The sequence below is a fragment of the Pseudoalteromonas sp. MMG012 genome (assembly GCF_018100875.1).
Taxonomy (GTDB): Bacteria; Pseudomonadota; Gammaproteobacteria; order Enterobacterales; family Alteromonadaceae; genus Pseudoalteromonas; species Pseudoalteromonas aurantia.
Genome location: NZ_JAGJEF010000005.1, coordinates 34982 through 56793, shown reverse-complemented (window position 1 = coordinate 56793; position 21812 = coordinate 34982). Strand labels below are relative to the sequence as shown.

At 40.7% G+C, this 21812-nt stretch carries 25 protein-coding genes; 2 read left to right on the top strand and 23 right to left on the bottom strand.

Features of this window, described 5'->3' with window-relative positions; all coding sequences use genetic code 11:
• The 5 genes from ccmE to ccmA are packed head-to-tail and all read right to left on the bottom strand — an operon-like array spanning nucleotide 1 to nucleotide 2728.
• Nucleotides 1–480, bottom strand: coding sequence for a cytochrome c maturation protein CcmE (gene ccmE, locus J8L97_RS02925; protein WP_192506876.1), 480 nt, complete (start codon nucleotides 478–480; stop codon nucleotides 1–3).
• Nucleotides 477–680 carry a heme exporter protein CcmD gene (gene ccmD / locus J8L97_RS02920; RefSeq protein ID WP_192506875.1) on the bottom strand — a complete coding sequence of 68 codons (204 nt, stop codon included), beginning with the start codon at nucleotides 678–680 and terminating at the stop codon, nucleotides 477–479. Before ccmD ends, ccmE begins: the two co-directional genes overlap by 4 nt.
• A gap of 2 nt (nucleotides 681–682) precedes the next feature.
• Nucleotides 683–1420, bottom strand: a complete 738-nt coding sequence (locus tag J8L97_RS02915) for a heme ABC transporter permease (RefSeq protein WP_192506874.1) — start codon at nucleotides 1418–1420, stop codon at nucleotides 683–685.
• Nucleotide 1421: 1 nt separating this feature from the next.
• The gene (gene ccmB / locus J8L97_RS02910; protein WP_192506873.1) at nucleotides 1422–2108 is read right to left on the bottom strand and encodes a heme exporter protein CcmB; all 687 of its coding nucleotides are present in this window, start codon (nucleotides 2106–2108) and stop codon (nucleotides 1422–1424) included.
• Nucleotides 2108–2728, bottom strand: a complete 621-nt coding sequence (gene ccmA, locus J8L97_RS02905) for a cytochrome c biogenesis heme-transporting ATPase CcmA (protein WP_192506872.1) — start codon at nucleotides 2726–2728, stop codon at nucleotides 2108–2110. The genes ccmB and ccmA overlap by 1 nt, the downstream gene beginning before the upstream one ends.
• A gap of 103 nt (nucleotides 2729–2831) precedes the next feature.
• Between ccmA and J8L97_RS02900 the strand changes: the two genes are divergently transcribed.
• Together J8L97_RS02900 and J8L97_RS02895 are read left to right on the top strand one after the other, a co-directional pair.
• Complete coding sequence (locus J8L97_RS02900; protein ID WP_211047797.1) at nucleotides 2832–5144, top strand: hypothetical protein; 2313 nt, start codon at nucleotides 2832–2834, stop codon at nucleotides 5142–5144.
• A gap of 11 nt (nucleotides 5145–5155) precedes the next feature.
• A complete protein-coding gene (locus J8L97_RS02895) occupies nucleotides 5156–5452 on the top strand; it encodes an EscU/YscU/HrcU family type III secretion system export apparatus switch protein (protein WP_210996215.1) in 297 nt (98 codons plus the stop codon).
• Nucleotides 5453–5455: 3 nt separating this feature from the next.
• Here the strand turns inward: J8L97_RS02895 and J8L97_RS02890 are convergent, their stop codons facing one another.
• The 18 genes from J8L97_RS02890 to fliN all read right to left on the bottom strand — a co-directional run bounded on the left by J8L97_RS02890 (nucleotide 5456) and on the right by fliN (nucleotide 21804).
• Nucleotides 5456–5884 carry a DUF2802 domain-containing protein gene (locus tag J8L97_RS02890; RefSeq protein ID WP_312037117.1) on the bottom strand — a complete coding sequence of 143 codons (429 nt, stop codon included), beginning with the start codon at nucleotides 5882–5884 and terminating at the stop codon, nucleotides 5456–5458.
• Nucleotides 5885–6382 carry a chemotaxis protein CheW gene (locus J8L97_RS02885; protein WP_192506869.1) on the bottom strand — a complete coding sequence of 166 codons (498 nt, stop codon included), beginning with the start codon at nucleotides 6380–6382 and terminating at the stop codon, nucleotides 5885–5887. It lies immediately after the preceding gene.
• A 24-nt stretch (nucleotides 6383–6406) separates the two neighbouring features.
• Complete coding sequence (locus J8L97_RS02880) at nucleotides 6407–7198, bottom strand: chemotaxis protein CheW (RefSeq protein ID WP_211047796.1); 792 nt, start codon at nucleotides 7196–7198, stop codon at nucleotides 6407–6409.
• 8 nt (nucleotides 7199–7206) lie between these two features.
• Nucleotides 7207–7977: a ParA family protein gene (locus tag J8L97_RS02875; protein ID WP_210996217.1), complete on the bottom strand. Its 771-nt coding sequence runs from the start codon at nucleotides 7975–7977 to the stop codon at nucleotides 7207–7209.
• Nucleotides 7978–8056: 79 nt separating this feature from the next.
• A complete protein-coding gene (locus J8L97_RS02870; protein ID WP_211047795.1) occupies nucleotides 8057–9199 on the bottom strand; it encodes a chemotaxis response regulator protein-glutamate methylesterase in 1143 nt (380 codons plus the stop codon).
• 84 nt (nucleotides 9200–9283) lie between these two features.
• The gene (locus tag J8L97_RS02865) at nucleotides 9284–11455 is read right to left on the bottom strand and encodes a chemotaxis protein CheA (RefSeq protein WP_211047794.1); all 2172 of its coding nucleotides are present in this window, start codon (nucleotides 11453–11455) and stop codon (nucleotides 9284–9286) included.
• Between the two features lie 15 nt (nucleotides 11456–11470).
• A complete protein-coding gene (locus J8L97_RS02860) occupies nucleotides 11471–12253 on the bottom strand; it encodes a protein phosphatase CheZ (RefSeq protein ID WP_210996219.1) in 783 nt (260 codons plus the stop codon).
• Nucleotides 12254–12272: 19 nt separating this feature from the next.
• Nucleotides 12273–12656, bottom strand: coding sequence for a chemotaxis response regulator CheY (cheY, locus tag J8L97_RS02855; protein ID WP_010364893.1), 384 nt, complete (start codon nucleotides 12654–12656; stop codon nucleotides 12273–12275).
• Between the two features lie 38 nt (nucleotides 12657–12694).
• Entirely contained in the window at nucleotides 12695–13405 is a 711-nt protein-coding gene (locus J8L97_RS02850; protein ID WP_211047837.1) for an RNA polymerase sigma factor FliA, read from the bottom strand.
• Between the two features lie 26 nt (nucleotides 13406–13431).
• Entirely contained in the window at nucleotides 13432–14292 is an 861-nt protein-coding gene (locus J8L97_RS02845; RefSeq protein WP_010364898.1) for a MinD/ParA family protein, read from the bottom strand.
• Nucleotides 14285–15802: a flagellar biosynthesis protein FlhF gene (flhF, locus tag J8L97_RS02840; protein WP_211047793.1), complete on the bottom strand. Its 1518-nt coding sequence runs from the start codon at nucleotides 15800–15802 to the stop codon at nucleotides 14285–14287. Before flhF ends, J8L97_RS02845 begins: the two co-directional genes overlap by 8 nt.
• A gap of 21 nt (nucleotides 15803–15823) precedes the next feature.
• Nucleotides 15824–17923, bottom strand: coding sequence for a flagellar biosynthesis protein FlhA (flhA, locus tag J8L97_RS02835; RefSeq protein WP_211047792.1), 2100 nt, complete (start codon nucleotides 17921–17923; stop codon nucleotides 15824–15826).
• A 143-nt stretch (nucleotides 17924–18066) separates the two neighbouring features.
• Nucleotides 18067–19197, bottom strand: coding sequence for a flagellar biosynthesis protein FlhB (flhB, locus tag J8L97_RS02830; RefSeq protein ID WP_211047791.1), 1131 nt, complete (start codon nucleotides 19195–19197; stop codon nucleotides 18067–18069).
• A gap of 3 nt (nucleotides 19198–19200) precedes the next feature.
• Nucleotides 19201–19980: a flagellar biosynthetic protein FliR gene (gene fliR, locus J8L97_RS02825; RefSeq protein ID WP_211047790.1), complete on the bottom strand. Its 780-nt coding sequence runs from the start codon at nucleotides 19978–19980 to the stop codon at nucleotides 19201–19203.
• Between the two features lie 2 nt (nucleotides 19981–19982).
• The gene (fliQ, locus tag J8L97_RS02820; RefSeq protein WP_211047789.1) at nucleotides 19983–20252 is read right to left on the bottom strand and encodes a flagellar biosynthesis protein FliQ; all 270 of its coding nucleotides are present in this window, start codon (nucleotides 20250–20252) and stop codon (nucleotides 19983–19985) included.
• A 1-nt stretch (nucleotide 20253) separates the two neighbouring features.
• Nucleotides 20254–20994, bottom strand: a complete 741-nt coding sequence (gene fliP, locus J8L97_RS02815; protein WP_211047788.1) for a flagellar type III secretion system pore protein FliP — start codon at nucleotides 20992–20994, stop codon at nucleotides 20254–20256.
• The gene (fliO, locus tag J8L97_RS02810) at nucleotides 20987–21409 is read right to left on the bottom strand and encodes a flagellar biosynthetic protein FliO (protein ID WP_211047787.1); all 423 of its coding nucleotides are present in this window, start codon (nucleotides 21407–21409) and stop codon (nucleotides 20987–20989) included. The genes fliP and fliO overlap by 8 nt, the downstream gene beginning before the upstream one ends.
• Nucleotides 21406–21804, bottom strand: a complete 399-nt coding sequence (gene fliN, locus J8L97_RS02805; protein WP_192506854.1) for a flagellar motor switch protein FliN — start codon at nucleotides 21802–21804, stop codon at nucleotides 21406–21408. Before fliN ends, fliO begins: the two co-directional genes overlap by 4 nt.
• Between the last annotated feature and the right edge of the window lie 8 nt (nucleotides 21805–21812).

The window sequence follows — 21812 nt, the reverse complement described above, 5'->3', positions numbered from 1 at the left end:
TTAATTCTCGCTATTTAAATTGTAGGTAGGTTTAACGTGCTTAATTCCTTTAACCGCCTCCGCCACCTCTGGGGGCATATATTCCTCGTCATGTTTTGCCAGTACTTCAAATGCTTCAATAACATCTGGCTCAATTAACGTACCTTGCGCAACTATTCCCTGACCTTCTCTAAATAAGTCGGGTAAAATACCACGGTATTTAATAGTCACAAGAGGACCTTTATCAGCGAGTTTAAATGTCACATCCAAACTTGTTTCATCTCGTACTACGGAGCCAGGAACAACCATACCGCCAATTCGTAATTTTTGACCAACAAATGGTTTTTCTTTGTTTTCGCCTTTACCATCAATTAACTCACTTGGCGTATAAAATAAGTTTATATTTTCTTGCAGCGCATATAAGGTTAAGCCTATCGCGGAGCCGACACCAAACACAATCGCCAATACTGCAAGCATGCGCTTTTTACGTCTAGGATTCATACTGCTTGCTCCTGCTGAGCTTTTTTAATTCGAGCTTCTCTTTCAATCTGCAACCTAACTTGCTGCTTAAGCCGCTTCCCATCAAATAAAGAACTTATCAAAACTGATGATAATACCAATGCACAACTACCAAACGACAACCAGACATAAAAACCATATCCACCCATCGAAATAAAATCACTAAATGACTCAAACTGCATACTTAACCTCGACTTACTAAATCTCGCACCCACGGGCGATGCTTTTCACATTGTAAGATCTCATTCTTCAAACGAATTAGCGTAATTACGCCAACAAAGCCTGCAAATGCCGCAATATTTATTAATAGCGGCCACAACATTGAAGCATCAATAGCAGATGTATCAAACTTAGTAATTGTTGCACCTTGATGTAACGTATTCCACCATTCAACTGAAAAGTGGATTATGGGTAAATTAATAACACCAACAATTGCTAAAATACAAGCCGCCCGTCCAGCTGACTTTTTATCCTCAAAGGCGTGATATAGAGACAGCACCCCAAAATATAAAAATAATAATATTAATTCAGATGTAAGCCGTGCATCCCATACCCACCAAGCTCCCCACATTGGCTTGCCCCAAGCGGCTCCTGTAATTAATGCAATTGCCGTCATTGCCGCCCCTACTGGAGCTATGGCAATAACCGCCAATTCTGCATTCCTTATTTGCCAAACCAGCGCTATGATGGCCGCAATGGCCATTGATGAATATGCTCCCATGGACAAAATAGCAGAAGGTACATGAATGAAGATAATACGATAACTGTCTTTTTGCTGATAATCGGCTGGAGCATAAGCGAGCCCCCAAACCCAACCAACAACTAAACACACGACGGTAATAACTGTAAAATAAGGCAGTAGCGTATTACATAATTGATATGCACGCTCTGCTTTTGCATAGGGATGTAACCATTTCCACATGTTAACTTACACTCACTTTTAAAGCTGACGATATTGCTAAAGGGGCCATAACAGCAGCTACTGCTAACATAGCCCCGAGGATCGCGAGTTGTCCACCATAAGCCAATGACATGCTACTTGTATCAATGGCGGACGTCGCAAAAATTAGTACTGGTATATACAAAGGTAACACCAAAAGGCTCATTAAGATCCCGCCTTTTTGTAACCCAACAGTCAATGCCGCGCCGATAGCACCAATAAAACTCAAAAGTGGTGTCCCGATCAGTAATGTTAATAACATCGCGCTGAGTAATTGACTGTCTAAATTCATGAGTAATGCAAAAACAGGTGCCATCAATACCATTGGTAACCCAGTCGTTGTCCAATGGGCCAGTACTTTTGCTAACACTGATAATGGTAACGGGTATGCTGAAGCAATTAATTGTTCTAAGGAACCATCATTAAAATCATCTCGAAAGACTTTATCTAGCCCAAGCATGGTAGAAAGTAAAGCTGCGACCCAAATTATGCCTGGAGCCATTCTTGCTAACAGCGCAGGTTCCGGACCTATCGCCAGCGGGAATAATGTAATAACAATTAAAAAGAACAGCAATGGATTAACAATTTCTGCACGTTGACGAAATGCTAACGTAAGGTCTTTTTTATAGACTGCATAAAATAACTGCCAATATGAATGAGATATTTTCATTAATGACGATACTCCAAAACAAGCGTTTTTAAATCGTCAAAATGTGTGGTTAAATCCTGATGGGTTGTCAATAATATCGACCCACCTAGGCTTAATTGCTGAGCGAATTGTTGTTGCAGTAATATCACGCCTTTTTTATCCAAGGCAGTGAAAGGCTCATCTAGTATCCATAGTTTAGCGTTATTCATCCATAGTCTCGCAAGCGCGACTCGTCGTTGCTGTCCTGCCGATAGTGTCCGTACAGGCACGTCCTCAAGGCCAACCAGACCAAGTTTGGCTAACACCTCATAAATATTGGTTGGACGTTCATAGCCATGTACATCAAGCCAATGACAGACATTTTCATAGGCTGTCAATTGCCCATTCACGCCCGTTTTATGACCTATGAATAACAATTGAGTAGCGAACTCATCATAATGGTCAGTAATTGATTGGCCGTTAAAAATTACATTACCTTCATCCGCATTTGCAAACCCTGCAACAATGCGCAATAAAGATGTTTTACCCGCACCATTTGGGCCCTCAACTTGCATGATTTTACCTGACTCTAAAGCAAAGCTTAAAGATTCGAACAAACAACGCTCTTGTTTGACACAAGTGACCGACTTTATCTCTAGCAAATTGGTGATTCTCGCTACTCAAAATTGGGCGTTAGTCTACCATAATGGTATGGTAATACGAATAATCCAACACCAACGATTACTGAAAATTTGATTTAAAATAATGAATAAACAACCAATTCACATTCAAACTTCGAGTACATCTGACACTCGCACAGTTTTAAGCGATGCTAGTACAAATAGCGTTCAGCATTCTCCACCAAAAACCTTTATCGCTAAGAATGTGGTGATTAAGTCTGATAGCCTGCAAATGGATGTAGAATTAAACGGCCGGTGGCAACCAATGCGACTGGCTATTAAAAATGGGAGCGCGGCGCCTTCACGAATTGAATTAGCACATGTTACTGTCGCAAACAATGGGCAAACATTAACACTTAACACACCAGAACAAAGCATTCAGGTTAAAGCTGCAAATGAACTGATGGCGCTCGTTAACCTGCTCAAAGGACTTCACCCTTCAACGAGCCTTCAACAAAACGTCAGCGTCATCCACACCCCAAACCCACAACTTCAATTCAAAAAACTTGGTATTAACTTAGCAATTAATCCTGCTTTATCAGAAATACTCAAAAACGAGTCTAAGCTTGTAGCTAATATTCAAGCTGCGCCACAAAAAGTTACTTTTACTTTACTCAATCAATTTAAAGACCCGTTATTAACTGGTGCTATTAGCAAACAAAAGTTCACAGAGCTGTTAGCATCAAATAAAGTCACGCCTTTTATACTGGTGGATAAGCAGGATATTCAGGTGAAATTTTCGCAATCTCAGCAATCATTCACGCTGACTAATACCAAAGTGGAAACAAGTAATATTACGAGCACCGCTAAATGGCAACAAGCATCGATTACAAAGCATAGTCAAGGTATCAACATCGCAGCAATCCCTCAAAAACACGCTCTGACATTAGCGCAACCTATTAAAAGTCAATTCTCTGACATTCAACCTTTACCAAACAACAGCTCAATATCAAACACCCACAAACCAATGTCTGATAATACGCTTGGCTACAATAAACCGCTTGTAAATATCACCTTCCAAGACATCAAAGATGCGGTTAAAAGCGCACTAAACAACTTGATTGCTAAGCCGTTTGAATCCCTTAACCAAAAGAATCAAACTACAACGACAATGAACACCGACTCTAATATTGCAAAAAATAGTCAGCATCACCAAAAGCTACCAACGACACTCGATACAACCTTAGTATTACGTTCAGCAAGCCGAACTGAACAAGCCCCTATTGTGCATTTACTTTCAAGGTTAAGCACGGTAATACAATCGCTATCAATGCAAAGTCCTTTGATGGCTACCGAAAAGCTATCAAGCCTAGTTTTGTCTACAAACAATGCATATGACTCACGCACTGATTGGAGTGCACTCAAGCACAGCATAGTAAAACCCACGGCCGCACCGCTGTTAAACTTTCCAAATGAGTTGCCGCCTTCACGTATGCACTATGAACAGCTTTCCTACACGCCTAAGTTGCCTATCGAACGCGCATTACTTAAAACAATACTTGGTCTAGAAAAACAGCCATCACCTGCATATAAAGACTTACCAACAACCCAAATCCTCACCCAAAAAATAGACGCAATTAGTCATTTTAAAAGTAGCGACTCTGTTGATCTAACTAGGCTAGTACACAATGCTTTCAACCGAATGATCGATGAAAAGAATATATCTGCACCTAAAATACTTCATGAGTTACAACCGCATTTTACGCAATTTTCAAGAACTCCTATCAGGGAAACACACGGCCAAAGTAGTAATAACTATACTCAGGCATTAGACAAGCTACTGGTAACACTCCTTGCCGCCCCCAAGGCCACACAAGGGTTTAGTGAAGATATACAGCTTGAAAGGCTTCATTCTTTGCTTAAAACACTCTCCCCGGAATTTAAAGGGGTGCAATCAAAACAGTTATTACAGAATTTGCCGCAACTAAACTCTCAATTATTAGATGATTTAATAAAAATAAATAACGCACACCAAACAAATCTAGTACCCAGTCCAAGTGCCACAAAATTTGATTCTGACGCCCAGTTACTATTGAGTTTATTTATGCCGATGAAACTCCCTCCAGAATGTAAACAAACCGAGCTACAAATTGGCCAATATAAGAAAAAGGCCAAAGAGAATATGCCAGAAAAAACGGTTTGGTTCATTCGCTTAAACTTTGACTATGCACAACAAGGTAAAATCAGTGCACATGCGGAACTTATGGATAAGGCATTAGAATGTGAGTTGTTAGGTACCACGGCACAAGTTTGTAACTTAGCTGCACCCCATATAGATGGCCTGCGAAGAAAACTTTCAGCACACGGGTTACAAGTAAGTGAGATAGTTTTAAATGAAAACGCAGAGCAAGTAGATGCTTTTTTTGACAGTCATGCTATTGTCAATATACAAGTATAGGGGAATTTAAAATGGGGCAAAAAACAGCGATAGGCTTACTTTATGAAGCCGGCCAATCTCCACATGTCGCGTGTAAAGGCTTTGGTGAACTGGCTGACGAAATAATTACGCTCGCAAAAGATAAAGGAATAATGCTTCATCAAGATGCGAGTCTTGCCAGTACATTAAGCCAACTCGATTTAAATCAAGAGATCCCCAGAGAGCTCTATTATGTTATCGCAGAGCTTATCGCATTTTCTTATGTACTAAGAGGCCAATTCCCGCCTGGGTGGAAAGGCTTTAATAGCAAGCTAGATATTAAAGCCTAATTATTATGATTTATTATGCAATGACATAAGAAGTTCAGCTTCGGCACGTGGCAATTCACATTCACGTATAACTTCTTCGATATCAGCGCCTAGCTCAACCATTTTTACGGCTCGAGAGTAAATTCTTGCATCTGGATCATCATACTTTTGTGCCACCTGTTGCTGCGCCAAATCTTTAGCATAATTCTCACAAGCAATAAGACGTTGGCCAATGCTCAGCAAACCAGAACGAACTTCCGCAATTTCACTGCGCAAAATTGCGGTTTGATTTTCAGTATCTTGTATATGAGCGTGTAACTTATTATGTTTGATATGGCTCTGCTGTGCTTTTTTCAAAAATACAAAAACAAACCCCAAGCACACCAATGAAAGTACGCCCGAGGCTATTGCAACAAACAGTAAAACCAAATTGTTATTTACTACATCCACTATTTATATATGACTCAGTTCATCCCACTCATCATCATTGAGCAGCTTATTAAGGTCAACTAAGATCAGCAGCTCTCCTTCTCTATTCGATACACCTTGAATGAACTTAGCACTCTCTTCAGTACCTATATTGGGCGCACTATCAATTTCAGAGCTTCGCAAGTATACAACCTCTGCAACACTGTCTACCAAAATCCCAATTACTTGTTTTTCGGCTTCAATAATTACAATACGAGAGTTATCTGTTACCTCTGCACTCATTAATCCAAAGCGAGCGCGAGTATCAATAACCGTAACAACATTACCACGAAGATTAATAATACCTAATACATAGCTTGGTGCACCTGGCACTGGTGCTATCTCTGTGTAACGCAATACCTCTTGTACTTGCATTACATTAATACCATACGTTTCGTCTTCGAGTTTATAAGTTACCCATTGAAGAACTTCATCGTTACTATCAGCATTCTTGTCTGCAGAAAGTAGTCTATCTTGGCTCATGGTTTTACTCCATAAAGATCTTAGTTACTGCTCTCGACTATCGAGGCCTTGCTCAAGCAAGCGGTTTAAATTATCGACATCAATTAAGGCACACATTTTCTTTTTTATAACACCTGCCAACCAAGGTCGTTTGCTGTCACTCGTGCGCCACTTTACATCATCTGGTTGTAACGTAATATTATTAACTAGGCTCTCAGCCAATAAGCCCCATGGGCTATCGCCCAGAGTTATCAAATACTGATAATCTAAACGCTCCTCAAGTTCTGGTGTAAACTTTTCCGGCATAACCCACCGAGCTGTATCTACAACATTTAGCTTTTCTTCGCGGTTTAACATCACTCCTTTAAACCATTTAGGTTTTCCGAAAAGTTGATTTATTTCACCTAATTGGTGAATTCCGCCTAAAGATTTCAACGGTACAGCGAGTGTTAATCCAGCAACTTCAAAAAATAGTGCTTGAAACTCGTCTTCTCCATAAGCATCTCGAGCACTCACGGCATGATTTACTGTGTCAGCTGCTTCTTTGATAATAGTATTATTTTCTGGTATCTCAAGATTTTTTGCTTGTAGCTCAACGATTTCTTGAGGTTCAACCTTTATTTCAACTGACCTTACCTTTTCAACTTCTGCCGCTGTCTGTGTTGCAACTTTCGTTGAGGTCGGTTCAATTTCAGTAACAACTTCATCTACACTTTGTACTTGCTCTAATAATTTAGCTACAGGTGCAAGTTCTTCTTCTTGAAGAGGTTCTTCCGTTAGTAAAGCCCCTAAATATTGCTTCATGACTTTTTCATTAGCAAATAAATGCTTACTCATTTATACCTCTATTTTGCCTGATGCAGATACTCTAGCAACGCTTGATATGCAAACACACCTCTGGATTTAGGACAGTACTCCACTGGTACTTGCTGCGCCAAACTAGCATCGCGAAACTTAGTATCTACGGGGATAACCCCTGGCCATACATATTCTTTGTAATTGGCTAATAGTGATTTATAAGCTTCTAATGATGCTTTAGTCCTTTTATCATACATTGTAGGCACAATAGTATATTGATAATCTTTGGATTGCGAACTTTGCATCAATTCCATGGTACGCATCATACGATCTAAGCCTTTTAATGCTAAAAACTCTGTTTGTACTGGGATAAGTATACGCTCACTTGCAGCAAGGGCATTAACCATTAAAACACCCAATACAGGGGGGCAATCTAAAATAGCATAATCATAATGCTCGCTAATTTTTGCCAGCGTTTTTTTTAACACCAAGCCCATCCCCGTGCGATTGCCCATACTTCTATCTAATGTCGCGATTGCCATTGTTGCGGGCAAAATATCCAGATTATCAATTGTAGAAGGGCACAACGCTTGCAAAATTTCCTCACTTTGCATCGCTGAGCCTCGCGCAAAAATATCATAAACGCTCACCTCTAACTCTTCTGAGTCGATCCCAAAATAATAAGTCAGTGACGCGTGCGGATCTGTGTCTATTAATAATACACGCTTTCCTTGCAATGCGAGTATACCACCTAAGCTCACTGCGGTAGTGGTTTTCCCTACCCCACCTTTTTGATTTGCGACTGTCCAAATCTTCACAATATATGTCTATTCCTAAACGCGATGCCTATTCACAATAAATTAATTGCCCATTACGTACGCTGTTTCTCGCACATTATTAGCACCCTACCTCTTTTGCAACTCTCATCGCAACATCTTGGAGTGCTAAACTCTCAGTTGATAAACCAGCATTAGTAACAGCTTGAGGCATACCGTAAACAACACATGTTTTTTCATCTTGTGCCCAAATAGTAGAACCTGCTTGTTTTAACATTCTTGCCCCATCCCGACCATCGGCCCCCATACCTGTTAAAACTACGGCCAATACATCCCCTTGGTATGCCTTAGCTGCACTAGCAAAAGTAATGTCTACACTCGGTTTATAAGTAATCCTAGGACTCTCATCCTCAAATACTTTCAATGTTTTAGAGCCGCCTCTGGCTTCCACCATCATCTGCTGTCCACCAGGCGCTAAATAAGCGACACCAGGAACGAGTCTATCGCCATTTTTAGCCTCTTGTACTTTTATCTTGCAAAGACTATCAAGACGCCCAGCAAAAGCTGGGGTAAACGCTGCAGGCATATGTTGAATCAGCAGAATTGGATGCGGGAAATTAGCAGGGAGTTGAGTTAAAATAGTTTGTAAAGCAACAGGTCCTCCTGTTGAAGTACCAATAGCAACTAACTGGTAGCGTTTTCCTGATGCTTTTACACTTGTCGAAGTCGTCGTTGGCGAAGAGCTTCGACTAAAGCTCCTATCTGGCTGTGCTATTACTGGTTTAGCTGATGTCGTAGGCCTCGAATTTAATCGACTACTCCCCTCAGTCGCTGGCGCTCTTGTTGTTGGTGCCACACGATGAACCCGCCTACGGCCAATCTCTTTAACTTTTGACTGTAAAGATTTAATCGCCTCTCCGCTATTACGTGCTATGTCTTCAAATTTTTTCGGTAAAAAATCTAGCGCACCTGCATCCAAAGCGTCTAACGTTGCACTAGCACCTTCTCTTGTTAAAGATGAAAACATCAATATTGGTGTCGGGCTCGCTTTCATAATCGCTTTAACTGCGGTTATCCCATCCATTACTGGCATTTCAACATCCATTGTGATGACGTCAGGTCGAAGCTTTGCAGCTTTTTCTACTGCTTCTTGTCCATTAACAGCAAAATCAATAACCTTGATATCACTGTCTTTTTCTAATATTTCACTGACACGACGACGAAAAAAGCTCGAATCGTCTACTACTAATACTTTAACTGCCATTGGCACGCTCATTCTTCTCTGCGGATCTGAAAAGTGGTGCACTAGCACCACTTCAATCAATTTAACTGTAATCTACAAACTCGGTTACTGACCAGCGTAATGTTTCAGCATATTTGGTACATCTAAGATCAACGCTATACCACCATCAGAGGTTATTGTCGCGCCAGCCATACCTGGAGTACCTTGCAGCAATTGGTCGAGAGGCTTAATTACCACCTCTTCTTGGCCAATCAAAGAGTCAACAACAAATCCAACTTGCTGCGTACCTATTTGCACTATAACGACATGACCTTCCGCTTTTCTGGTCGTTGTATCTGCGCCTTTTACTAACCAATGCTCCAAATAAAACAGTGGAATAGCTTTTTGTCTCACGATGATAGTCAGCTGTCCATCGACAATATTCGTTTTTGTTAAATCTAAATGGAAAATCTCGCTAACACCAGCAAGAGGTAATGCAAAAGTTTGCTCACCTACAACAACCATTAAGGTTGGTAGTATCGCTAGCGTCAGTGGTACTTTGATTTCTAAAATAGTGCCAACACGAAGCTCCGATTGAATATTCACGGAACCATTGAGCTGAGTAATTTTAGTTTTTACAACATCCATTCCAACGCCACGGCCTGATATATCAGATATTTCTTCTTTCGTTGAAAACCCTGGTGCAAAAATTAAATTATACGCTTCGGTATCAGATAAACGGCTAGCCTGATCAGAATCAATAACCCCTTTCCCAATCGCTATTTTCTTAAGCTTTTCTGGATCCATACCTGCACCATCATCTCTGATGGTTAACAATATATGATCTCCTTCTTGGGAGGCTGATAACGTAACCGTACCCGTTCTTGGCTTGTTTGCTGCTTCACGAACATCTGGCATTTCAATACCATGATCGACTGAATTTCGCACTAAGTGAACGAGTGGATCTGCTAACGCTTCAACTAAATTTTTATCTAAATCAGTCTCTTCACCTTCCAAAATTAAATTAATATCTTTTTTCAGGCTTCGAGCTAAATCCCTAACAACGCGAGGAAAACGACCAAACACTTTTTTAATTGGCTGCATCCGAGTTTTCATTACCGCGCCTTGTAAATCAGCAGTAACAACATCTAAGTTAGAAATAGCTTTACCCATAGTTTCACTATTTGTATTGTTAGCTAAACTCACTAACCTATTTCTAACCAAAACTAATTCACCAACCATATTCATGATTTGATCTAAACGTTTTGTATCCACTCGTACAGTTGTTTCTGCTTGCGCAGCAGCTGGTTTTTTAGCCACTGGCGCTTTCGCTGGCGCAGCCTTAGCTTCAAGTTTAACAACTGGTTTCGGTGCTGGTTTTGGTTTTGGCGTTGGTGCTGGCGTAGCCGCTTTTGGAGGCTCAGGTTTTTGTATAGATTCATTCTGTTTAGAAGGTGCTTCTAACTCTGTTGAACGTGGAGCCCCCCCCTTGCCATGAAGTTCATCTAATAATGCTTCAAAATCATCATCATTGATTTCATCGTCAGCGTTATCACCTCCGACAGCCGCACTTGGCGGTGACGAATTTCCTGTAGTTGATGATTCCGCCTCTATATTACCAAAACTACCAACGCCATGTAATTCATCTAGTAGACTATCAAATTCATCATCACTTATATCACCATCACTGCTGCTCGCAGCTGGCGCTGGCGCTGGAGTAGGAGCTGGTCCTTGCCCTGATCCATGAAGTTCATCCAATAAATTTTCAAATTCATCTTCTGATATCTCATCAATACCACCATCATTTTCTGTAGCAGGCGCTAAGTCCGCCTCAAATAACACATCATCGACAGGTGGTGTACTAACCGGCTCGGGCTCGGTTGCAACAATTGGCGCTTCATCTTCTGATTCTGGTCGACTTAATTGATGTAACGTCTCTAATAATTGAGGGTCTGCAGGCTCTGGTTTTTCACGATTTTGAATATGCCCAAACATCTCATTAATGGTATCTAATGACTGTAGAATCACATCCATCAATTCGGAGCTAACGCCTCTTTGCCCTTGCCTTAATACATCAAACACATTTTCAGCACCATGACATGCATCAACGAGTTCGGTCATACTTAAGAAGCCGGCTCCGCCTTTGACAGTATGGAAACCTCGGAATATGGCGTTCAATAACTCCTTATCTTCAGGATTGTTCTCCAGTTCTACCAGTTGTTCTGATAATAGCTCTAGAATTTCTCCTGCTTCAACAAGAAAGTCTTGTAAGATATCTTCATCGACTTCAAAGCTCATGTACCTACTCTCCTATTAGAAGCCTAAACTAGACAATAAATCATCTACTTCATCTTGCCCAGAAACCACATCATCGCGAGTATCCGCATCCAATATGGGGCCTTCGGGACCTGATATAGCATCTATGTCTACTTCAGTTGCTTGAACTACCGCTTGCTCAGCGATTACGTCACTTTCTTGGGCTGGTAGTTCATCAGTCGTACCAAAAACGGTAAGCATATGGATAAGGTTATCTTCAACTTCCCTGACAAGTTCAATAACACGGCGAATAACTTGACCGGTTAAATCTTGATAATCTTGTGCCATTAGCACGTTAGTCATCAGGCCCTGTAACTCGTCAGTACGAGTTTGAGAGCCCTGCATAAAACGATCTAGGTCATGACAAAGCGTTTTAAATTCACCGAGTTGGATATCTCGGCTCATTAAACGATCCCACGTAGGCTTTATCTCTGAGATCTCGTCACCTAACTGTTGCGCTAAAGGTAAGCTAGCCTCTATTGCATCCATTGTTTTGTTAGCTGCATTCTCAGTCATTTCCATGACATAATTTAAACGTTGTTTAGCGTCAGGAATGGCTTCAGTCGTCAAATCAGCAAGGCGAGTATCGAGTTCGAAACTTTTTAGAGACTCATGCAATTGACGGGTTAATTTACCCACCTCCGCAAACAACTCGGACTGTTCTTTATTCGCAGCATCCAGTATAAGTTGGTCTGCTTTATCTTGCTCACCTTGTTCCAAATAAACAACAAGTTGTTTAGCTTGCTCAAGGGTGATTTGAGGCACAGAAGGCGTTGACATAAGCCTCTCCTTCTTATTGTTAACCTAAACGTTCAAACACTTTTTCTAACTTAGTTTTTAGCGTTCCTGCAGTAAACGGTTTAACTATATATCCATTTACACCAGCTTGCGCAGCAGCTACTATCTGCTCTTTTTTCGCTTCTGCTGTTACCATCAGAACAGGTATGTGCTTTAAACTATCGTCAGCCCTAATTGCACGCAATAAATCTATTCCTTGCATACCTGGCATATTCCAGTCTGTTACAACAAAATCAAACTCTTGATTTTGAAGCATAGGAAGCGCCGTACTTCCATCATCAGCTTCTTGTACATTTGTAAAGCCTAAGTCTCTAAGTAAGTTTTTGATTATTCTCCTCATTGTAGAAAAATCATCAACCACGAGAATTTTCATGTTTTTATCCAAAACATCCTCCAGTGAGGTTTCAACCTATTATTTTTACTCTAATTGACCCAGTCATTGATTTTAGCTTTGAGCTTTATCATTGCCTGCCCATGGATTTGGCTAACACGAGATTCACTAACATCAAGTATCTGGCCTATTTCTTTTAAATTCATTTCGTCGTTATAGTAAAGAGAGAGTACTAAACTATCCCTTTCTGGTAGCGATTGTATCGCTGTCAGCAACGATTCATTAAAACGTTCATTTTTAACGTTATTAAAAGGTTTGTCTAGCGATAAATCATGGTTTGCAGGAGTAATCACGTCTTCATCAACGCCTAAATCCTCGATACCGATAATTTTACTCGCATTTACATCATGTAGAATATGATGGTACTCATCTAACGTAATATCAAGTTTTTCAGCAATTTCAATATCTTTTGGTTCTCTTCCCAACGCAGATTCAAGGAAAGATATCGCTTCAGCCACCGTCCTGCTGTTTTTATGAACAGAACGTGGAGCCCAATCGCCTCGGCGGATTTCATCCAACATCGCGCCCCGGATCCGAATACCCGCGAATGTTTCAAAACTTGCCCCTTTACTGGCGTCAAAGTTTTTTGACGCCTCGATGAGACCAATCATACCTGATTGAATTAAATCATCTAATTGAATATTTGCAGGTAGCCTTGCCAATAAATGGCATGCCACCTTTTTTACAAGTGATGCATGACGTTCAACCACCATGCTCAAGTGTTCTGTTGTTTGATACCCCATCGCTTTACTCACCGATGATGCCATAGTTACCCATTGACAAGTTGTTCAATAAAAAACTCTAAATGCCCTGATGGCTGATGTGGTATAGGCCATTTAGCGGCCTTGCTTGCCAGCCCACGAAATGCAACCGCGGCTGGAGACTTAGGAAATAGCTCAACAATTGTTTTTTGACGCCGCGAAGACTTTCGCATGTTTTCGTCATACGGAACTGTTGCAACAAGCTCAAGTGCCACATCTAAGAATCTATCCGTCACTTTAGACAGTTTAGCAAATAACTCTTGGCCTTCTCTTAAACTACGCACCATATTCGCAACTATTTTAAATTTGTAAACGCCATGCTCTCTGCTTAAAACTTTAATCAATGCATAAGCATCTGTAATGGACGTTGGCTCATCACATACAACGACCATTACGTCCTGTGCTGCTCTAGAGAAGCTTAGCACCATATCCGAGATACCGGCGGCAGTATCTACAATTAAAATGTCAAATTCAGTATTTAACTCACTAAATGCCCGGATCAACCCAGCATGCTCTGCCGGTGTAAGCTCAACCATATTCTGTGAGCCGGATGTCGCAGGCACTATTTTTATGCCTGCTGGCCCTTCAACTAAAATCTCATCTAGCTCACATTCGCCCGATAAAACATGAGATAAATTCTTTTCGACACGCAGACCCAACATGACATCACAATTTGCCAACCCTAAATCAGCGTCTAAAACTAATACTCTGTTACCTTGTTGACCTAACGCTATAGCCGTGTTCAAAGACACATTGGTTTTACCCACGCCACCCTTACCACCAGTAACGGCTATGACTTTAACACCATGGTTATTATTTTGATTCATCCTACGCAGGCCACTTGCTTGATCTAAAACTGTGTTAATCATACATTCCTACTGTCTGAGACGCCACTGCTTCGCGCCTCGAATGTTGTGCTTTTATTCTCTTTAAATACAATTGCTCAGCTTTTTTGACTAACTTTTGAGCATTTGCCACTCGAATGTCTTCTGGCACCCGTTGACCATTAGTAAGATACCCTATTGGCAAGCGATTTTGAATCGCAATACTGATAATCTCACCTAAACTTAGACATTCATCAAGTTTTGTGAAAATACAGCCACTTAAATTTACTTTTTGAAAGTGACGGACCGACTCTTGTAAAACATGCATCTGTGAAGTCGCACTTAATACTAAATAACTTCTAATATCAACTCTTGCACTACGCATTAAAGTATTTAATTGTTCTGTTAATCGCAAATCTCTTTGACTCATTCCTGCTGTGTCTATTAATACTAGACGCTTATTGCGTAAATGATATAAAACTTCTGCTAATTCATTGGCATCTTTTACTTGCTTTACAGGACAACCTATAATCCGGCCATATGTCGCTAACTGCTCATAAGCACCTATTCTATACGTATCTGTCGTAATTAGCGCTACTTTGTCAGCTCCATATTTTTGTGCGCCTAATGCCGCAAGTTTTGCCACAGTGGTTGTTTTACCCACACCAGTTGGACCAACTAACGCATAAACACCACCTTGGCGTAAGATATCATTATTGGTTGTATGCATTTGGTTTACGACCATATTAAGCAATGCATTCCATGCTTCTTTGCGCGAAACATCATCTGGAATAAAACACGCCATTTGTTCCGCAACCTCTGAATCAATCCCCATACCTTGCAGGCGATCAATTAAACAGGCTCTAGTAGGATCTCTGCGTGCCATATCTTGTTGCATCAATCCGGAAACTTGGTGCTCTAACAACTGACGAATTGCATTCATTTCTTCGCGCATTGACGTCATTTCGTCTGGCTGGACTTCATCTGACTGTTTAACTATATCATCACCAAATCCAGACTCTAATTCATCCTCAAACTTCCAATCAGCGTTGCTTTCAGTGTGACGAGCTGAAATATCCATTGGTTTTGATTTCGTTGGTCTAACATGACTTTGTTGAGTCGGCGCGCTTTGACGCTGTCCCATTGAACCATATTGACCACCGACTTCTGCATGCTTATTGAATACTTGGTCTGTATCAATACCAGATTGCGAAAACATCGATGCCAACTCAGGAGAACGGGGACGAGGTGCTTGGCGCTCTAACAGAGCTTGCAAGCTATCTGCAACTTGAGCTTGTGGCTCAGGCCGTGCTCTTTGAGGCTCTGGACGTATAAATCTAGGCGGTTGTGATTGCGGTTGCGTAACCGTTTCTGCTAGATTTTCTGAAACCTGAGGTTGTTTCACTAGTTCTCGGTCATTATCTACCGCTGCAACGATCTCAACACCATCTGCCAACTTTTTATTTGACATGATTACAGCATCAACGCCAAGTTCTTCTTTGACTTCCTTTAATGCTGTGCGCATATCTTTAGCAAAAAAACGTTTAATTTTCATGTTACAACCCCTTGAGTCCTATTATTGTCCAACTGAGCTCACAATCTTGATTTGCCTTTCATCTGGTACTTCTTGATATGACATCACTCGAAGTCCAGGTATTGTATGTTTAACAAATCTTGAGAGCACACTTCTCAACATACCTGAGGTTAATAAAATAGACGGGTCACCTAACATTTCTTGCGTTTGATGCGCTTCTCGTAACGATTCTTGAAGCCGCTCCGCAAGGCCTGGTTCGATACCTGCCCCTTCATCACCTGCGTTCTGAAGTGACTGATGCAACATCTGTTCCAACTCAGGCGCCAATGTTATGACAGGGATTTCTTCCGCAGCTCCTACTGCATCTTGAATAATCAATCGTCGTAACGAGATTCGTACAGCCGCGGTGAGTACATCTGGGTCTTGACTACGAGGACCATACTCTACGAGCGTTTGAATTATTGACCGCATATCTCTAATTGCGACCCCTTCATTAAGTAAGTTTTGCAATACTTTAACGATAGTCGTGAGAGGTAATACATCTGGCACCAAACCTTCAACAAGTCTCGGATGACTTTTCGCCAAAATATCTAGTAGGTTCTGAACTTCCTCATGACCTAATAGTAGTGATGCGTTATTAGTCAACAGTTGGCTTATATGTGTTGCTACGACAGTTGCAGCATCAACGACTGTATAACCAAGAGAATGCGCTTCATCTTTCTGTTCGGGTTTAATCCATACAGCCTCTAAACCAAATGCTGGATCGGTTGTAGCAACACCATTTATTGGACCAAATACCTGGCCCGGGTTAATTGCAAGCTCATCACCATGCTTTAATTCCCCATCTCCGGATCCCACTCCCATTAAAGTAATATTGTATGCATTGGGGTCTAACTCTAAGTTATCTCTAATATGTACTGGTGGAACCAAGAACCCCAGTTCTTGAGAAAGCTTTTTACGAACACCTTTGATTCTACTTAATAGTTCACCACCTTGTGCTTGATCTACCAACGGTATTAGACGGTAACCAACTTCAAGCCCAATAACATCCACAGGCTGAACGTCGTCCCAACCAAGCTCTTTTTGATCTTGTTTTCGAGCTGCGATGTCACCACCTTTGGCTTCTTCCGCTTGTTTAACTTCCTCTGCTTTTGTTTTTTGGGACTGAGTGTAATACGCCAAATATCCGAGTAATGCACCTAAACTCAAAAATGCAACATGAGGCATCCCTGGTACAAGTCCCATAACAATTAAAATTGCAGCAGCTATTGATAATGACTTTTCATTACCAAGTTGGGCCTTAAATTGATCTCCCATATTGTGAGATTCATTTTGTCTAGTAACAACAATTGCAGTGCCGATAGATAGAAGCAACGATGGTAATTGCGCCACAAGTCCATCCCCAATGGTGAGTAGAGTATAAACCTCCATTGCTTTACCAAACCCGAGATTGTGTTGGATCATACCAACAAATAAACCACCAATAATATTAATAGCTAAAATAACAATACCTGCAATAGCGTCCCCTTTTACAAACTTACTGGCACCATCCATTGACCCGTAGAAATCAGCTTCACGGGTTACTTCTTCTCGCCTAGCTCGAGCATCGTCTGCACTAATAAAGCCTGCATTTAAATCTGCATCAATCGCCATTTGTTTTCCTGGCATTGCATCTAATGTAAATCGTGCTGACACTTCAGAAATACGCCCGGCTCCTTTAGTGATTACAACAAAGTTAATAATAATTAGAATTAAAAAGACCACTAAGCCGACCGCGTAATTTCCGCCGATGACCACTGAGCCGAATGCTTCAATTACTTTACCAGCCGCATCACCACCATTGTGCCCTTCAAGCAAAACAACTCGTGTACTCGCGACATTTAATGCCAATCGCATAATTGTTGCAATAAGTAACACTGCTGGAAACATACCAAACTCTAACGGTTTCATGGTGTAAACAGTTACCAATAGAACGACTAGTGCTAGCGCGATATTAAAAGAAAATAAAATATCTAGTAGGAAAGGAGGCAGAGGTAAGATAACCATGCCTAGCGCAGCCAGAACCATTAGAGGGGTACCTACACCCTTTGCATATTCTTTCTTATCTCTATTGATTTGCTGTAAAACTGCTTTAAAATCCATAACTTAGTAACTACAAAATATTGACACTGACTAGTACAAAGCAAGTTATGCGCCATAAAGTTACTAACCCTAAATTTATAAGGTAATGATGAAAAATGTAGAGCATAAATAAATGTTACGCTTGTCTAAAAAAACCGTGAAGTTTAATGTTTCAACTCGTTGGGAATAGGTAGATCGTCATTAAGCGCTGTCGGTCGCTTGCCTCGGCCCTTTTGAAAGCGCTTTAACTGAAATACAAAAGCGAGTACTTGTGCTACGGCTGTAAACAATTGATCTGGTATTTGCTGGCCAACTTCAGTGGTATGGTATAAAGAACGTGTTAAAGCTGGTGATTCAACAATAGGCACTTCATTACCTATTGCGACCTTTCTTATTTGCATGGCCAGTTCATCAACACCTTTCGCTAGTACAATGGGCGCACCGGCTTTTTCCGTATCGTATTTTAATGCAACGGAATAGTGCGTTGGGTTAGTAACAATCACATCTGCATCAGGCACATCTTGTATCATACGACGCTGGGACATCTCTCTTTGAGTGCGACGGATACGCGCCTTAATTTGTGGATCACCTTCCGAATTTTTATATTCATCTTTTACTTCTTGCATCGTCATTTTAAGCTGTTTATGGTGATTATAGCTTTGGTAAGGAGCATCTATGGCTGAAATAATAATTAACGTACAACTTAACGCTAAAAACATCCATGCCAAGATTTCTAATGCGTGAATGATGCTACTGGGGATTTGCTCGACACTTAAATGCAATATTTCATAAAAAAAAGTGTTTATCAAGTAAATAGCAAAACCTGCTACCAACCCAAATTTAAGTACCGCTTTTACTAGCTCAATACCCGCCTGTGGGCCTAGCATTCTTTTAATACCTTTTGCCGGAGACATTTTACTGGCTTTAGGTGCCGCTGCCTGCCAACTAAAGTTAAAGCCGCCTAATAAAGTATTACCAACAATAGCGGCTATTACAATGATAAAAACAAACATAGACATTGGGAAAATAAGCTCGGAAAACATCTCCCCCCATATAGAGAACATCTTGGTTGTATCGTATGTTTCATTACGGTTTAGGCTCAATGCTCGGCCCATTATATTATACAGCCCCTTTCCTATATCAGGTCCATACAATAGCAATGATATTGAGGAAAAAATGAGTACAAATGTGGTCCCTAACTCTTTCGAACGTGCAACTTGCCCTTTCTTACGAGACTCATCTATTTTTTTCCCCGTGGGTTCTTCCGTTTTTTCTTGACCCGAATCTTCTGCCATATGCTATACCGTACAACCAATTAAATTGCACATTAGTTCAATTGTCTTAAGCCATTGAAATTCATATTGCACTAAAAAATTTCCTAACGTAGCCCAAATAATAGTAAGACCTGCAACAAGGGTAAATGCAAAACCAACTGCAAATATATTCATTTGCGGCGCAGCACGGGTCATAATGCCCAATGAAATATTAATCACCAACATGGCTGTTAACGGTGCAAGGGATAACGCCATTGCCGTTGAAAACATCCACCCTCCCCAATTCACTATTTGCCAATAATTATCGACAATCCACCATTGCCCATTAATTGGAAAAGTTTGAAAACTAAACACTACCATTTGAATCATCATTAAATGACCATTCAAAACAAAAAACAATAATGTAGCTAAAATCAAGTAAAACTGACCAACCGCAGGGACACTCAAGCCATTAGCGGGGTCAACCACAGAAGCAAAACCAAGGCCCGTTTGCATAGCCAAAATCTGCCCTGCAATAATAAATGTATTAAGTAGCAATAAAGATGCAAATCCAATGGCTATGCCAATGATCATTTGTTGAATAACAACGAAAATCATAGAAAATGAGAAGAGGTCACTAAATTGCGAAGTAGGTAAAACAGGCATCACGGCAAAAGTAACCGTTACAGACAATCCAAGTTTTATTCTCGTTGGTACACTCTGTGCCCCCAGCCCAGCCATCACCATAATCATCGAGCTAATACGTACTAAAGGAAGTAAAAAATCGCTTAACCACTGGACTATAATCGCAAAAGGAAACTCCACGACTAACCTGCAATTTCAGGAATTGATAAAACTAAACCAGTGAAAAAATCCATCAACTCTTGTGTGAGCCAATGCCCCCCAGCAATCAATGCTAAAATTGTAACAATTAGGCGTGGTAAAAAACTCAACGTTTGTTCATTAATTGACGTAGCTGCCTGGAAAACAGCAACAACGAGTCCGATAGATAAGCCAGGAAGTACAATTGCTGCAACGAGTTTTATTACTAAAAACAATGCATTGCTTAATATATCAACAAATACTTCTGGATTCATACTATGCCCCTAGCCCAAAACTCCGAGCGAGTGTGCCCATAACAAGACCCCAACCATCAACTAAAACAAAAAGCATAATCTTAAATGGAAGAGAAACAATCATAGGCGATAGCATCATCATACCCATTGCCATCAAGACACTAGCAACCACTAAATCAACAATCAAAAAGGGAATAAAAAACATAAAGCCAATAATAAATGCCGTTTGCAATTCGCTTGTCACAAAGGCGGGGATTAGCACAATAAATGGTGTATCTTCAGGCTGCTCTAATTTGTCATAGCCTGCAATTTGCACAAAGGTTTCCAAATCTTTTAATCGGGTTTGTGACAACATAAACGCCTTAATCGGCTCCTTCGCTTCAGTTAATGCCTGAATCGATGTCATCTCTTCATTCAAATATGGCGTGACGGCTTTTTCATTTATATCCTGCAAAATTGGCGCCATTATAAAAAAAGTCAAAAACAATGACATGCCCAACAGTATTTGATTGGACGGCGACTGCTGAAGACCTATAGCCTGACGTAATATAGCCAGTACGATAATTATTCTCGTAAATGAAGTCATCATTATGACTGCCGCTGGAATAAAACTCAGTGCCGTCATAATTGCAAGTACTTGCAATGTCACTGAGTATTCTTGAGAACCATCGGGATTGGTTGTAATACTCAAAGCATCAATGCCCTCTGCGCTTACATAGGGTGTAAAAAACAGTAACAGTACTACAGCGAATAATCTAATCATTTGGTGTGTTCTTATTGTGCTTATTGTGCTTATTGTGCTTATTATCAGGCGTAAAGAAGCGGCTTAGCTCCTTTGCAAATACAGGCGAGTTTTGCACATCGAGAGGTGTATCTAGCTGATATAAAAAATTAATATTTTGTGGCGTGACACCTAGTAAAAGTTGCTTATCGTCAACCTCAATAACTAATAAACGCTCTTTAGTCCCTAAAGGAAGACTCCTGATCACTTTAAAATCATTGTTATTGCCAATATTAGGATTTAACTTTTTGAGAAAAAACCCTAATCCAATGATCAACAACAACACCATCAAAAGAGACAAACCAACTGACACTAGCTCTGAACTGAAGCCCGAGGGCTGTACAGCAGTGTAAGCTACACTTGGGTATAAACTAATTGCAAATAAAAAATGTTTCATCGTAATTTTTTTATGCGTTCAACTTGGCTGATAACATCCGTTAGACGAATACCAAACTTATCATTTACTACTACAACCTCTCCATGTGCAATAAGAGTACCATTAACAAGTACATCTAGAGGCTCACCAGCGACTCTGTCGAGCTCTACAACAGAGCCTTGGTTTAATTGTAATAAATTACGGATATTAATTTTAGACCGACCCACTTCCATAGAAATAGTCACTGGTATGTCTAAAATGGTATCTAGTTTTCGGGCTTCATCGGCTGACAAGTTACCTGATGCATCTGTTAACTCATCAAGCTCTGCTAACTCAGGCTCTCCACCTTGATCCGCATCATCAGCCTCTGCTAATGCCGCAGCCCACTCATCCATTGTATCTTGGTCATCACTCATACTATTAA